Raw genomic sequence first — 14,201 nt, 5'->3', positions numbered from 1 at the left:
ACAAAAATCATTGACAAAAGTAAACGTAATGTTTAATATTACCTGTAATGAATGACAAAAGGCACTGGGTGTTGTTTAGATTAGATTAATCTGTGATATTTTTTATTTGATTTTTTCTTAATAGCCAAATAAGTAATGGAGGGGTCCAAGTGAGGAAAGATAATTATAATACTGAATTAGTTGATATTGATGAGAAGCAAATGCAGAAGATGGTAATAAATGAGTTGCGAAACTATCGGGCTTTAAAGGTAAAAGTAGACAATCAACGAGAACAAAGAGAGCATGGTGTGGATTTATTCCCCTCTTTACAAAAGGCTAATGGATTAAAGAATCTTAATAATAGTGAAGAGCTTAGAGTAAAACAGATGGAGAGAGCATTGAATGCTTGCTTAGATGAAACAGAACGGACTATTTTAGAGCGAAAATTTTTATCTTCAGTTGAAATAAATGATCTTACTATCTATTCAGAGTTTGGAATCAAGAAAGGAAAATACTATGAAAAGAAGCGTTCGGCTATGCTAAGATTAGCAACCGCTATTGGAATTATTTAAAAATAAAAACAAAATACGGACAAAATGGGTGCCTAATAGGGTACCTTTTTTGTGTGCTAAAAGAATTATGCTATGGATATAGAAGGAGAAACGCCTTACTCCACTATCAATGGCGTACCGGGATTCTTCAGAAGAGTGTTGATTGTCAGTAGCTAACCAGGAGGCTGACAGGAGCTTTAGCGTTCATCGCGTCTGAAGGAAGCGCGGGCATGGTAGGTAAAAAAAGTCCTATCAAGAGTTGTCATTGACATGTTTTCGTGGCAGAAGCTTACTCCTGGTGAAGCGAGAGCATTCGTATTTAGATTAGGCAATACGTTTAGAAAGAGGTGATCGATCATGTGGAGAAGTAAAATCAATATTGATACAAGACTATAAATCTTGTCTGCAATACGTATTTAAAAACATGGATATTGCACTAAAGAAGGTAGAGGGTAGATATGCATGAATATAGATTTTTTAGATAGACTTGTGCTAGATATGTTAAACAAGCAGAGTTACTATTCACTGATTGTAACTACTCCTTTAGTATCTGGGAACGGCATAACCTTGAAGAAAATGTCCTCTGATACTCAGACATCTTACTATGATGGCTCACACGATAAGAAGTTAGTATTCGAAGTAATCACTAAGCATGAACATCAACTAGAAGCGTATAATACACTTCTAAAAATAACGAGTGACCTAACTCAAATCAAGGATGTTCCAAGTGCTAATAACACGTATTTGTTTAACGGTATAAATGTAAAAACAAATCCTGATCAGTACGGAAAAGATGAAACATATTATTATTACTCAGCTGCATTTAGCGCTGACCTATATATTAAGGAGAGATTTTGATGAGTCGTAAAAAGAATGCATTAACAAGTTATTTTGTAGCACCACTAGTGAAAGGTTCAGAAACACCTGATTTTATGGAACTGGCTAAATGGATTTCCTCAGTTACAGATGAATCTGAGGAGAATGTAGAAGACACAGGCTATTATGATGGCGACGGTACACCAGAGAAGGATGTTACTTCTGTTTCAGAGAGCTATTCTTTTGAAGGAATGTATGACGATGAGGATCCTGCTATGAAGTTCATTGCTGGATTAAAGCAAGAGCTTGGTGAGGGACGTAAGATCATGTTTAAAAAAGTGGAATCTAATGGTGATACTTACGAGGGACAAGCAACGGTAACAGAACCCAAGTCATCTGGGGGCGAAGCCATTGAATATGCGGTTTTCAGTTGTATTATTTCTTTTGACAAACGGCCTAAGAAATCGGTTGGTTCTCCTGTTGAGGAAGAAACTCAAGATTAAATAAATGAAAAGGGGGCGGAGAACCGCCCCCTTTTAACAATAAAGGAGGAATATAAATGGCAATTAAAATTGATCTTAAACGCCCTATTATTGAAGTCGAAATAAACGGACTTCAATTTGAGTATGATTATTCGGATAGCAACCTTAAGAAGGAATTAGAAGTAGGAGAAAATGCTTTAAAGAAAGTGGCAGAATTAGATGATCAAAACGGTTTTGACGATGCTAAGGATACATTAAGGGAGGCATATGATGTATACCTAGGAGCTGGGTCATTTGATCAGATTTATACGCTAAACCCATCCATCATTGAATTAGGAGTTGGCTATGTGTCATTACGTACCGGTTTGATGGAAGAATTAGAAAAACGTGGGGAGTTTAAAGGGTTAAAACAGTCAAAATCACAAAAGTACATTCAGTCAAAAAAGAAATAGGTGAAATTACATGTTTTCTCTTGCCTATCCTTTAGATGATTCAGTTGTAATTTCGGGACAAATGTACACCGTGAACATGAGCTTTGACAATATTATTAGACTGATAGAAATGCTCGGCGACAATGAGCTCAACGATGAAGTTAAAGTTGAAATTGGTATAGAAATGTTAATGGGTAACGTCGATTTTGATATCGAGACAAAAGCAACCATTCTACAAAAACTGTTTGAAACAGTGGTCGCTCAAAAGGAAGTGAAGGCTCCTTTAGACATTAAAGGGAACCCAATGCCCGCACAAAAAGAAGAACGAGTCTACTCTCTTGTGGAAGACGCAGAATATATTTATGCTTCATTTATGCAGGATTATCAAATTGATTTGTTTGAGCAACAAGGAACGTTGCATTGGAATAAATTCAAAGCGTTATTAGGTGGACTTAGGGCAGATACAAAATTTAAAGAAGTGCTACAAATCAGACAGATGGAGTTACCTACAGGAAAAGGTACAGCAAAAGAGCGAAAACGTATTAAAGAAATGCAAGAGGCTTACGAATTGAAGGGGAATGCGGAATTTTAACCTAATTTTTAAGTGTGTAGCTGAGAAAAGTAGGAAGTAGCGTTACAAAAGCAAGTATTGACCCAATTAAAGGGTCTTTTTTTTAATGCTCAAAGTGGCCATAAACCGTAAATAAATTTGAAAGGCGGTGATGATTATTTCAGAGGGTAAGGTAGTTATAGACACAAGTTTAGGTGGAGCAAATTTTGCCAAAAGTATCAAAGGATTAAAGGAAAAATTCAACAAAGAAAAAGACGCTATTGTAAATAGTGTAGTTGGAATCGATAAAATGGCTTCTTCAATTGGTTTAGATAAACTCGGATCTACAGCAATTAACATTGTCAAAGATTCGATCCCAAAAGCCTTTGACCGGATTGATGCGATTGAAAGTTTTAAACGAGTCATGTCTGATGCTACAGGTAGTACAGAGCTTGCAAATTCTGCTCTTGAGCGAACGGGTAGTATTGTAAATGGAACAGCTTACAGCTTGGATGTTGCTGCACAAGGAGTCCAAGATTTTGTCACTCGCGGCGTAGATGTCGATAAAGCGACCAGTAGAATTGAAGCATGGGGTGATGCAGTTGCATTCTATGGAAATGGTTCGAATGAACAGCTGACAAGTGTGACAAGTACATTATCCGAAATGACAAAAAATGGACAAGTGGACTTGGGTCAGCTCAATAATCTATTTGATAATGGGATTGACGCAGTAGGTATGTACGCCAAAGCAACAGGTCGTGATACCGAATCCGTACAAAAGGATTTAGCAGCTGGTGCACTTACTGCCGAAGGGTTTATAGACACAGTTACAACAGCTATGACGGAAGGAACAAATGGTGTTACAAATATCTCAGGGGCAGCGAAAGAACTAGGAGGAACGTGGGATACAGCCTTTGATAGTATGCAATCATCTGTAGCTAATGGAGTAGTAAGTATTATTCAAGGTATTGATGAAATGTTAACAAGTAATGGATTGCCAGATATGCAAACCATGGTTGCAGAGTTTGGAAGATACTTTGAAGAAGTACTCACAACAATTGGGGAGAATATTCCTCCTGTAGTCGAACAGATTAAAGAGATATATAACAATTTGGAGCCATGGTTACCCCTATTAGGTGCGATAGCTGCAGGACTTGGTACGGTAGTTACGAGTGCTGCTACCTTCAACTCACTTAATGAAGTAATGAAGAAATTAAACAATACTATTTTGATGAATCCTTATGTGTGGTTAGCTGCTGCTATTGTTGCTGCTGCTGTTCTTATTTACATCTACTGGGAACCAATTAGTGAATTCTTCATTAATCTTTGGGAGAGTATTAAGGAAAGTGCACTATTGATCTGGGAGATTTTGAGAATTGCGTGGCAGGAGACGGTAGAATGGTTCAAGGAGCTATGGTTAGGTATTGTAGACTTTTTTACTGAGTTATGGACTGGAATTGTAGAGTATGCGATAACGATTTGGGATAGCTTTACAGAGAAAATTGATGAGGTTGTTAGTTTAATTTTAACGTTATTTGCTCCACTTATTGAATTCTTCATAACGATGTGGACGACAATTTTTGAAAACACTACACAGATTTGGGACAACCTCATTATAATGCTATCGACAGTCTGGACCAATATACAAACGATGGCTGCCGCATTGTGGGAGCTAATTAAAATAGCTATACTGGCTCCAATTCTTCTCTTAATCGATTTGGTTACTGGTGATATGGAAGGCTTTGCTTCTCACTTATCTCAAATTTGGTTGAAAATCCAAGAAGCAGCTAGTGCAATTTGGAAAGCCCTTAAAGAAAATGTAAGTATCATTATAAGTACCTTGGTTGAAAACCTCAAATTGATATGGGGAATATTTCTAACGTACATTACTGGAATTTGGACCGCGATATGGGAAACCGGTAAAAACATCTTTAATTTGATAAAAGACACGATCAAAGAAAAGATGGATGAGGCAAAAAATAAAATATCAGAAATATGGGAATCAATCAAAGCGAAATTTTCAATTATCCTTATCGCTCTTGTAGCAATGGTTATAAGTAAGTTTTTAGAGATAAGGAGAAATATTCAAGAAAAAATGAATGAAGCGAAAGCAACGCTTCAAGAAATTTGGAACAATATCGTTTTATTTATTCTTTTGGCAGCAATAAAAATCGTCAAAAGTGTAACGGATAAATTTAATGAGATCAAGCAAGCAGTTAAAGACAAAATGGATGAAGCAAGACAAAACATTGAAGATGCATGGAATAAAGCAAGAGATTTTCTTGCAAATATCGATCTTTTACAAATTGGTAAGAATATTATACAAGGACTAATCAATGGATTGGGGTCCATGGTTGGCAAAGTTACAGAAAAGATTACTGGAATAGCAACTACTATTAAAAATGGTATTAAAGGGGCACTAGGCATTCGTTCTCCTTCGCGTTGGATGCGTGACATGATAGGAAAGAACATGATGACCGGTTGGGAAATCGGTATGGAGCGAAAGAAGGGCTCTGTCCAAAATATGAGTTCAAGGGCTTCAGAATGGATGAAACCAGAAGTACCGGATTTATCTGATGTGATGGGTAATCTGAAATCTCTCGCAACACCTGTACGTGGACTTATAGATGTTGGCAATGTAGGACTGCCCTCTCTGCAAATAAATAGTCAGCAAGCACAAGCTATTGCCAGGCAAGAGGATGTAGCAAGCTCAAATGAGAAAAATCCAGCTACCATTAATGTTTACGTCGGCGCAAAGAAGATTGCAAGTGAAATTGTAGATGACCTTACAAAGCTTCAAGAGCGTAAAACCTTTCGGAAAAGTAGAAATGGGGTGAGAGTTACATGATTTTTAATAGTGTTAAAAAGGAGTACTTACGAGTGAATATGGAACTATTTCGTCCTCCTACCCCACCTATAGAATTTATAACTTTTGACCAACAAACAGATGGTGAAAGAGTACTTCGTAAACACTTTTCAGGGATGGAGTTAGCTGTACCTATCACTATTCGCAGTGATAAGCGAATTGAAGAGCTAAAACAAGATCTATCTAAATGGCTTGTACACTCTGAACCGAAAAAACTGCAATTTGTTGACATGCCGAATATGTATTATTTGGCTTTTTATCAATCTATGGAACTTGATGAACGTATCAATTTTGCTAAAGGCGTCCTAACCTTCTATTTACCTGAGGCATATCGGTTTGGGCAGACTAGAGTTTTGCAAATTGACTCATCTGACAAGACTCACATGGTCTTAGGACAAAAGGAAACGCACTGGAATAGCAAAACGATTTTTAAACAAGAAACTACGAATTATTCTATTGAATTGTTAGCAGGCAAACGAATTACATTACATTACACCTTTGGCGTGGGTGATACGTTAGAGATTGACTCTCGTTTGCGAAAAATCGTACTAAATGGTGTAGTACGGATGCCGCTGCTTTCTTTAGCATCCGAGTGGTTCAAGGTCCAACCTGGGGAAAATCAGATAAGGTCGAGTTATAGTACCGAAGTGACGTATACAGAAAAGTTCTATTAATAACTTTAGATAAAAAGAAAGTGAATTTCAAGAAGGGAGGACTAGCATGGCAGAAATATATATTTTAAATTCACAGGATCATTTGATTACTACTCTCTCAGAAGAGACTGGTTTACAAGCTACACATTTCCGAGAAGAGCTGAACGGGCTGCCCGATCAGCCTTTTTCTTTTACCATAAATGCTGAGGTGGAGGAAGCTAAATATGTGTTGGAGGAAAATCAAGTTGTTTTTAAAGACAAGGAAGGCGAATTAAGATTATTCGTTATCAAAGAACTTGATGATTCAGATGATGTAAGTGGAGCTGTGACGACCGCTTTCTGCGAACCCGCATTTATGGAGCTTAAAGAAAACATTATTGTTGACAGCCGCTTTGTTAACCGCCCAGCTCTGGAAGTATTAACAGCTGTTTTGCAAGGAACCAGATGGACAGGGAGTGTAGAAGTGGAGCTTGGCCAATACACCACAAACTTCTATTATGAAACTTCAATTGATGCCATCTGGACCATCATGGAGATCTGGGGCGGAGAATTTAAAGATACTGTTGAATTTAACGGCAATCAGATTACCGCACGCAAAATTCGTATCTTGGCCAGGCGAGGGTTGGATAGTGGCAAACGATTCGAAATAGGTTATAACATGCAAGAAATTCAACGGACCATCCTTTCTTATCCGACCACAGCTATTTATGGACGGGGATCATCTTTAAATAATGATAATAGCGAGGGAGACAATGAGGATGTCGCACTTACACGCTATCTAGACTTTGCTGATGTAGTTTGGCGTAAGTCATCAGGAGATCCAGTAGATAAACCTGCGGGTCAAAAGTGGGTGGGTGATCCTGACGCTTTACAAAAGTATGGTCGAGAACATAATGGTCAACTACTTCACCGAGAGGCCGAATGGCAAAATGGAGACTACGACGATCCAACTGAGTTATTAAAAGCAACGTGGGAACAATTGCAAAGAGTTAAGTGTCCAGAAATTAATTACCGCCTTGCTGCACACATGCTTGAAGTAATTGCGGGTTATGAACATGAGAAGGTAAGTCTCGGTGATACGGCTAGGGCAATTGATCGTAAATTCTCGCGCCCAATTGAGATTCAGGCACGTGTCATTGCTATGGAGTATGACCTACTTGATATTGAAGAATCTGCTGTAGTTGAAATGGGACAAGCTTTGTCTGTACATGGTTATGATGACAGGCTAGATAAAGTAGTCAGACAGATTAATGATAACCGTGGTAAATGGGATGAAGCAGCTCGTCCTATTGATGGGAGTCGTTACCCAAATATCGTTCCGCCAGTACCACCAAATGTAAAAGCAACAGGACTCTTTGCAGCAGTTTTAGTTGAGTGGGATTTTGATTATATCCTCACATATATACAAGGATATGAAGTCTATGCCTCTGAGGTAAAAGGCTTTTTACCGTCACCAGAAACAATGGTTTATAGAGGGATGGGTAATAGCTTTTCTTACACATTTGAGCCAAATAAACAGCTATATTTTCGTGTAAGGGCTTTTAACTATCATGGACGTTTTTCGCTTTACTCACAAGAAGTAACAGCGATGACAGCCCGAATTATCTCAGATGATATTCTATTCGGTCCTGAGATAGCAGCGGAGCTGAAAGAATTATCTAAAACAGCTCAACTTTTAGCAGATAATAGTTTATCAGGTAAAGAGCTAGTTGATGGTTCTATCATCGCTGAAAAAATAGCTCAGGGCATTATCGAAATGGGTCATCTAAAGCCAGGTATCATTGATTTAGACAAATTTGCAGACGAAACGCTTGAGCAGATCCGAGATACAGCTAAGGAGTACACCGAGGAAGAAATTCAAGAGATCAGAGAGAGTATTCAAGAGGAGCTAAAGAAAAAAGCAGGACTAGAATTTGTAGAAGGTAAGTTTAAATTTAGTGACGCAAAACTCATTGAGCTAGATCAGATTGCCGAAGATTTAAAACGGGATGTTGGCAGTGTAGAGGGAACTGTATCGAGCATGACTTTGGATTTAGATGAAGCAAAGGCTCAACTTAAACTCAATGCTATAGAGCTTGAGAATGTTGATGAAACATTAACTTCTCACGAAACACAATTAGAGGTTAATTCCCGGGCGATTGCAGCCAGAGCAACCAAAGATGAGCTAAATACTTTAACGGGTACTGTCACTAAGTTAAGAGGAGATTTTGAGTTCTCTGCCACAGGTCTACGAACGGAATTCTCAAGCTTATCAAAAACCGTTACGGATAATAAAACGAATGTAGAAAGCCAACTTGCAACTATTAAAGAAATGCAATCAACTTTTGAAACAACTGTTAATGGTCTTAAAGCGACTGTTTCATCCGTAGAAACCATTGCGGATAAGGCTAGTCGTGATGTAACACAAATTACCGTTCGAGCAAATGAACTTACTCAGACGGTTGGTCAATTCACCAAGCAAAGTTTCTGCTATTGAGCAAGAAGTGAAGTCAGTTGGTAAAGGTGGAAGAAACTACGTCGTTAATGGGGATTTCAGTTACGATCTTAATAGTTGGCGTAATTGGGGTACTGCTTCTGGTACTAAGAGATTAACGACTATTAACGACTTGCCAGGATTCAAAACTGGTTTTTATTTTGATTCTACTTCAACCGGAGAACATGGATATGCTCAAGATAATATAGATACGAATGAGGGAGAAGGATATCTTTTATCAGCTTGGATACGCGTCACAAAAGGCGGCGGTAAAGTAAGAATACAGGAAGGTAATTCATCAAATGGATGGACACGTTCTGATTATGATGTAGATTCGATAAAAGGGAAATGGGTGAGAGTGACACATAAGTTCACCGCTAAAAGCACTTTTACAGGGGTCTATATAGGTCAAGCAGGAGGACTTTCAGAATTTCTTTCTGCTGATGTTACTGGTATGCAATTAGAAAAAGGAATCTCTCTCTCTGATTGGAAGCCGGCACCGGAAGACGCAATTAACCGTATAACCAAAACTGAAACAGCCATTATTCAGACAAACGCAGCTATTGAACAACGCGCAACTAAAACCTCGGTCGATAACTTATCAGGTCGAGTGACAAGCGCAGAAGGTAGACTCACCACTCAGGCTTGGAGAAATCTCAGCAAGGGTAGAGCGGAACAAACTCGTAGCAGAGTTAAATATACAGCCAGAATCAATAAAGATAAAAGCAGGACTGATTCATCTTGCGGGATCTTCACGAATTGATAATGCGGTTATTCAAGATGCCCATATTAACAACTTGAGTGGAGATAAAATTCTTGCTAATACCATTGGTGCTAAGCAACTTATGGTTGCAGACTTTACAAATCTAGTACAAAATGGGACTTTCGAAGATGATGTTGCTGGGCAAGCACCCGGAGGTTGGGAAGTAAATAGTGGCGTAGTGGTAAGAAACTGGTCTACTTATAATGCCAACAATGGTAGCAAACACAGTATGGGTATTGATGCATCTAGCACTACGAACGTGGACGCACTCCAGGATAATTTTATATCAGTGAGTCCAGGAGACGAATTCTTCTTTCAATGGGAATATAGATTCTCTAACCTTACTGGTAATTCCCAAGCTGGTATAGGCTTTAGATGTTATGACGCTAATAAACAGCATACTGGGTGGAGAAAAGCTGGGACAACAACAGCAAGGCACTACGATGTGAGAACAGGGACCGCAACTTATGTTATTCCGGCTGGCACTTATTTTGTAAGACCTTGGTTGATGTTCGATAACAATGGTGCTAGTTGGAATAGGTTTTATGTTGACAACATTGTTATTAGAAAGAAATACTCTGGCGAATTAATAGTTGATGGTTCTATAGAAGCTAATCACATCAGAGCTAATACTATTACTGCCAACTCTGGTATTATTGCTACTGCTGCTATAGGTACCGCAGCTATTGCAAATGGTGCTATTACTAGAGCAAAATTGGATACAGCTATTATCGGCACCGCTCAAATTGAGAACGGTGCTATTTCTAATGCAAAAATAGGGTCTGCTGCGATAGATAACAGTAAGATCGCTAATGCAACGATTACAAGCGCTAAGATCTCAAGCATAGATGCAGCTAAGATAACCTCTGGAACCATTAACACCGCTTCTATTACAATCCGTGGTGGGAATGCAACAAGATATACGGAAATTAGAGGCGATGTACTGAACACGAGAGGAAACTACACTAGATCATGGTTCGAAGGAAACGAATATATTGAATCTGAAACGACCGTTGGAGAAGGTATGGTTCGTATATCTAAGCTTAATGATCCAAGGGGTCGCCGTAACCTATACCTAACGAATAATGGTTTATCAACTTATGTTGGTGGAGCAGACTCCGGAGAGGGGTTTGGTTCTGGGGTAGTGGAGTTCTGGTCGCATATGTTCGCACAGGATCGTCGTGGTCTTTCTCTTTATTCTAACTTGGGTACAATCGGTTTCAGAACTCAGAGTAGAGATATAATAGCATGGTCTGGAAGGGATTTCCATGCCGAGGCACAAAGATACTTGAGCCTATTGTGTAATACAAATGCTATCTATCTACAACCTCACAGAGATAGTCGTTCTGGCGTTAACCAATTTCAGTTCAATGTGAAGAATAATTCAAGTCAGTGGGATACAGATGGCTTGGATACAATTCGGCGACCCGTCAGTAAATGGTAGGGGGTCAGGTATTAGATTTGGTAAAAACTTGGCAGAGATTCATATTACCAACTACAACGGGGACTACGAGTCAGGCACATTGTGGGCTAATGACATCCGAGTAAAAGGTCGTGGTCGTCTAGCCAATAGTGACACCGGGATCACATACGTTCAGGGTGATCAAGAAGTACGAATCACTGGCTATCTAACTGGGTCACTACGACCATTACTAGCTTCCAACGTATCAGTCGGGTCAAGTAGAAAGCTGAAAACCAATATAATACCTTTCAATGGAAAAGCATTAGATGTCATTAACGAGCTTGGATGTTATGACCTACAACCTCATCGATGAAGTGGAAAGAGGAATAACGGATAACATGCAAGTCGGTATCATAAGTGAGGATAGCCCATCGGTAGTCAATAAAGATGGTGTAACAATAGATACCACAAAGTTAACTATGTATAACGTGAGAGCAACTCAAGAGCTTAGTGAGAAGTTAAACCAGATGCAAAAGACGATTTATGATGAGATTAACCAATTAAAAGAAGAAGTGAAGCGGCTGAAAGCGGCCAGCTAAAAAGGAGCCTACTACTATGAAAATAGAAATTCAAAATGACCAAATCGTACAAGCTGTTAATTTACTCTTTAATCTTCCTTTAAAAGGAAAACAGTCCCGTCACCGCACTAAGTTTATTACCTTATTAGAGAAGCGATTGAAGGAGGTTAATGAGGACCAATTAGTCATAGTAAAAGAACATGCTCACTTGGACGAGGACGGAGAACCGAAGAAAGTAGAGAATGATACCAAATGGGATATTAAAGATGAGAATCTTGAGCAATTTGGTAAAGAAATTGACGAGCTTTATGAAGAGAGATATGTCATTGAAGGGGGGAATAAAACAGATTATCTGATAACTTTAAAGTCCATATTAGATGAGTGTCAGGAAGAATTCAGAGGACAAAAGGCAATGACTTACGATATGTTGTGTGATTTGTTTGAAGAAGAGGAAGAAACACAAAAAACTGAAACGAAAACAGAGGAGTGAGTGAAATGGCAGCAGGTAAAATTACATTTAGAATAACAGGTGTTAACTTTCAATATGACGATGAGGGAAATAATCAACAAGTTGATTTGAACTTTCAGACGTCCGATCCAGAAGGAAAGCTATATGCAGGTGGTATTATTCCTATATCACCAGAGGAACACTTTGCGGCAAGCAATTTAACGGCTATGGCGGAGATCGTAAAACGAAAATATTTAGAACGTGTTAATGGTGTGGAAGAGGAAGAGTCTACTGAGGAGTAGGCTCTTTTTAATTTCGTCTGTTTAATTCTTGTTTAAGACTTTCGCTTAGATAAATCAACTTTTCCCTTAATTCTCTTTTGTTAGAATCTTGAAATGCAGCAAAAACAACGACTCCTAAACATATGAAAACTGTAGATATTATAAGTGGCTGTAATGATTCGTCTAAGATAATTAAGAAGGCTATTGAAGGAACTATAAATGCAAAGTAGCCAATTAATAGCATGTAGCGTAGATTCATATCTTTCTATAAGCAGACTCAGAATTGAAATGTAGAATCTAAGTTTATCATCATTAAAAAATTTCAAGTCGCAAGAAAGTTGTTTTTGAGACAACTTTAATGAGAGTATACAAAGCTCTGTTAAATCTTTTTTCGGCAAATTGCCTTTACTTGATTCAAGTAGTAGTAAGTAATCTTGAAATAAAGTGTTAATATTTTCGAGTCTAATACAAAACACCCCCCTTTACTGAACTGCAACCCGAAAAATGGACACTTTAAAAAAGTCCGTTTTTCGGGTTTTTTGTGTTCTTTTACAAAAGACCCGTTATAATCAAAACAAATGAGAAGAACGGGGAATGTGAGATGAGTAAAAGAATTTTTTCGAAGTTTGAACAAAAGCAACTAGAAAACAATGCAAATGTCCGTCGTGTTTCAGATCGCTCCATAAGTTACGCCCCAGAATTTAAATTGAAGTCCGTACAGGAGAACTTAGCAGGAAAAGGTCCTATGGCCATTTTTCTCGATCACGGATTTGACTTAGAGTTGATTGGGTCAGATAAGCCAGGTGAATGTCTAAAAAGATGGAGGTCCATTTATAAAAGCTACGGAGAAGAAGGCTTTTATACTGAGCTTCGTGGAAAAGTCAGCACGGGTCGTCCTTCTTCGAAGACCTTATCCGCTGAAGAAAAATTAAAGAAGGCTGAAGCGAGAATTGCCTTTTTAGAGATGGAAAACGATTTTCTAAAAAAGCTCGAAGAACTAGAAAGGAAGGCGAAGAAGAAGCATTAACATTATCAGAAAGGTTTCAGTTAATTGAACAAACCATAAGGCAATATCAATTTAAACGAATGGTTACCTTTCTCTGTAGAATAGCAAGCGTCAACCGCTCAAGATATTACGCTTGGCTAGCAAACGATAACCATCGTTTAAACGGGAACAACGAGATGAGGCAGATTATAAAATTCTTAATATCCTCTACAAACAAGGCAAGAAAAAAGTAGGTGGACGCCCATTAAAAATGAAGTTAGAAAACGACTACGGAATCACGATGAATTTAAAGAAGATCTTTCGACTTACTCGAAAGTTTCGTATTCAAGCTATTATTCGTAAGAAAAATCCTTATAAACATTTAGCTAAAGCGACTCAAGAACATAAAACGTGTGAAAACCATCTTAACCGTGAGTTTGTCCAAGCTGCCGGGTGCTGTCTTATTGACCGATATTACGTACTTATATCTAGCAGATGGAACGAAAGTTTATTTGTCTTGTGTCAAAGATGGGACGACACGTGAAATTGTCACCCATTATGCTTCAACATCTTTAGAGATGAGTATTGTGTATAAAACGCTTCAGCGATTAAAAGACGCCTTAGGAGGTAATGTCCACCCAGGTGCCATTCTTCATTCGGACCAAGGCTTTCATTACACACACCCAAAGTACCAGGAAATGGTCAGAAAGCTTAGGTTAACACAATCCATGTCTCGAAGAGGAAACTGTTTAGATAATGCATCCATGGAATCTTTCTTTGGACACTTTAAAGATCATGTAGATACACGTGAATGTAAGACACTCGCTGAATTAAGAGTCAAAGTCGGAGGCTTTATTACTTATTACAATTCAAGTCGTTATCAATGGGCATTAAAAAGAATGACCCCGGAACAATACCGAGGTCATCTACTAGCTGCATAAGG

14 protein-coding genes and 1 pseudogene are annotated in these 14,201 nt (G+C 38.5%); all 15 read left to right on the top strand.

Features of this window, described 5'->3' with window-relative positions; all coding sequences use genetic code 11:
• Positions 1 to 149 precede the first annotated feature (149 nt).
• Positions 150 to 551, top strand: a complete 402-nt coding sequence (locus NDM98_RS08645) for an ArpU family phage packaging/lysis transcriptional regulator (protein WP_251606389.1) — start codon at positions 150 to 152, stop codon at positions 549 to 551.
• A 546-nt stretch (positions 552 to 1,097) separates the two neighbouring features.
• Positions 1,098 to 1,388, top strand: a complete 291-nt coding sequence (locus NDM98_RS08640) for a minor capsid protein (protein WP_251606386.1) — start codon at positions 1,098 to 1,100, stop codon at positions 1,386 to 1,388.
• Entirely contained in the window at positions 1,388 to 1,849 is a 462-nt protein-coding gene (locus NDM98_RS08635; protein ID WP_251606384.1) for a phage tail tube protein, read from the top strand. Before NDM98_RS08640 ends, NDM98_RS08635 begins: the two co-directional genes overlap by 1 nt.
• Before the next feature lie 56 nt (positions 1,850 to 1,905).
• Positions 1,906 to 2,280 carry a hypothetical protein gene (locus NDM98_RS08630; protein WP_251606382.1) on the top strand — a complete coding sequence of 125 codons (375 nt, stop codon included), beginning with the start codon at positions 1,906 to 1,908 and terminating at the stop codon, positions 2,278 to 2,280.
• A 10-nt stretch (positions 2,281 to 2,290) separates the two neighbouring features.
• Entirely contained in the window at positions 2,291 to 2,851 is a 561-nt protein-coding gene (locus tag NDM98_RS08625; RefSeq protein ID WP_251606380.1) for a bacteriophage Gp15 family protein, read from the top strand.
• Positions 2,852 to 2,981: 130 nt separating this feature from the next.
• Positions 2,982 to 5,657: a phage tail protein gene (locus NDM98_RS08620; RefSeq protein ID WP_251606379.1), complete on the top strand. Its 2,676-nt coding sequence runs from the start codon at positions 2,982 to 2,984 to the stop codon at positions 5,655 to 5,657.
• A 38-nt stretch (positions 5,658 to 5,695) separates the two neighbouring features.
• Entirely contained in the window at positions 5,696 to 6,349 is a 654-nt protein-coding gene (locus tag NDM98_RS08615; protein WP_251609037.1) for a distal tail protein Dit, read from the top strand.
• 46 nt (positions 6,350 to 6,395) lie between these two features.
• Positions 6,396 to 8,804: a phage tail spike protein gene (locus NDM98_RS08610; protein ID WP_251606378.1), complete on the top strand. Its 2,409-nt coding sequence runs from the start codon at positions 6,396 to 6,398 to the stop codon at positions 8,802 to 8,804.
• Positions 8,752 to 9,564, top strand: a complete 813-nt coding sequence (locus tag NDM98_RS08605; RefSeq protein ID WP_251606376.1) for a phage head spike fiber domain-containing protein — start codon at positions 8,752 to 8,754, stop codon at positions 9,562 to 9,564. The genes NDM98_RS08610 and NDM98_RS08605 overlap by 53 nt, the downstream gene beginning before the upstream one ends.
• Positions 9,565 to 9,598: 34 nt before the next feature.
• Entirely contained in the window at positions 9,599 to 11,008 is a 1,410-nt protein-coding gene (locus tag NDM98_RS08600; RefSeq protein ID WP_251606374.1) for a hypothetical protein, read from the top strand.
• Positions 10,968 to 11,339 carry a hypothetical protein gene (locus tag NDM98_RS08595; protein WP_251606372.1) on the top strand — a complete coding sequence of 124 codons (372 nt, stop codon included), beginning with the start codon at positions 10,968 to 10,970 and terminating at the stop codon, positions 11,337 to 11,339. Before NDM98_RS08600 ends, NDM98_RS08595 begins: the two co-directional genes overlap by 41 nt.
• Entirely contained in the window at positions 11,317 to 11,565 is a 249-nt protein-coding gene (locus NDM98_RS08590) for a hypothetical protein (RefSeq protein ID WP_251606369.1), read from the top strand. Before NDM98_RS08595 ends, NDM98_RS08590 begins: the two co-directional genes overlap by 23 nt.
• A 16-nt stretch (positions 11,566 to 11,581) precedes the next feature.
• Positions 11,582 to 12,034, top strand: a complete 453-nt coding sequence (locus NDM98_RS08585) for a DUF1617 family protein (protein WP_251606367.1) — start codon at positions 11,582 to 11,584, stop codon at positions 12,032 to 12,034.
• Positions 12,035 to 12,039: 5 nt separating this feature from the next.
• Positions 12,040 to 12,294 carry a hypothetical protein gene (locus NDM98_RS08580; RefSeq protein ID WP_251606365.1) on the top strand — a complete coding sequence of 85 codons (255 nt, stop codon included), beginning with the start codon at positions 12,040 to 12,042 and terminating at the stop codon, positions 12,292 to 12,294.
• Between the two features lie 580 nt (positions 12,295 to 12,874).
• Positions 12,875 to 14,199, top strand: a pseudogene (locus NDM98_RS08575) (IS3 family transposase).
• Positions 14,200 to 14,201: the final 2 nt, after the last annotated feature.

The sequence above is a fragment of the Alkalicoccobacillus plakortidis genome, from assembly GCF_023703085.1.
GTDB classification, from domain to species: Bacteria; Bacillota; Bacilli; order Bacillales; family Bacillaceae_D; genus Alkalicoccobacillus; species Alkalicoccobacillus plakortidis.
Note: the sequence above shows the minus strand (reverse complement) of the source record. Positions and strands in the feature narration are given on the sequence as shown.

What these genes read in the sequence shown, in the direction of transcription:
- NDM98_RS08625 (WP_251606380.1), top strand. Translation starts at nt 2,291, where the DNA reads ATGTTTTCTCTTGCCTATCCTTTAGATGATTCAGTTGTAATTTCGGGA.
- NDM98_RS08590 (WP_251606369.1), top strand. Translation starts at nt 11,317, where the DNA reads ATGACCTACAACCTCATCGATGAAGTGGAAAGAGGAATAACGGATAAC.
- NDM98_RS08615 (WP_251609037.1), top strand. Translation starts at nt 5,696, where the DNA reads ATGGAACTATTTCGTCCTCCTACCCCACCTATAGAATTTATAACTTTT.
- NDM98_RS08580 (WP_251606365.1), top strand. Translation starts at nt 12,040, where the DNA reads ATGGCAGCAGGTAAAATTACATTTAGAATAACAGGTGTTAACTTTCAA.
- NDM98_RS08610 (WP_251606378.1), top strand. Translation starts at nt 6,396, where the DNA reads ATGGCAGAAATATATATTTTAAATTCACAGGATCATTTGATTACTACT.
- NDM98_RS08605 (WP_251606376.1), top strand. Translation starts at nt 8,752, where the DNA reads ATGAACTTACTCAGACGGTTGGTCAATTCACCAAGCAAAGTTTCTGCT.
- NDM98_RS08585 (WP_251606367.1), top strand. Translation starts at nt 11,582, where the DNA reads ATGAAAATAGAAATTCAAAATGACCAAATCGTACAAGCTGTTAATTTA.
- NDM98_RS08630 (WP_251606382.1), top strand. Translation starts at nt 1,906, where the DNA reads ATGGCAATTAAAATTGATCTTAAACGCCCTATTATTGAAGTCGAAATA.
- NDM98_RS08595 (WP_251606372.1), top strand. Translation starts at nt 10,968, where the DNA reads ATGGCTTGGATACAATTCGGCGACCCGTCAGTAAATGGTAGGGGGTCA.
- NDM98_RS08620 (WP_251606379.1), top strand. Translation starts at nt 2,982, where the DNA reads ATGATTATTTCAGAGGGTAAGGTAGTTATAGACACAAGTTTAGGTGGA.
- NDM98_RS08635 (WP_251606384.1), top strand. Translation starts at nt 1,388, where the DNA reads ATGAGTCGTAAAAAGAATGCATTAACAAGTTATTTTGTAGCACCACTA.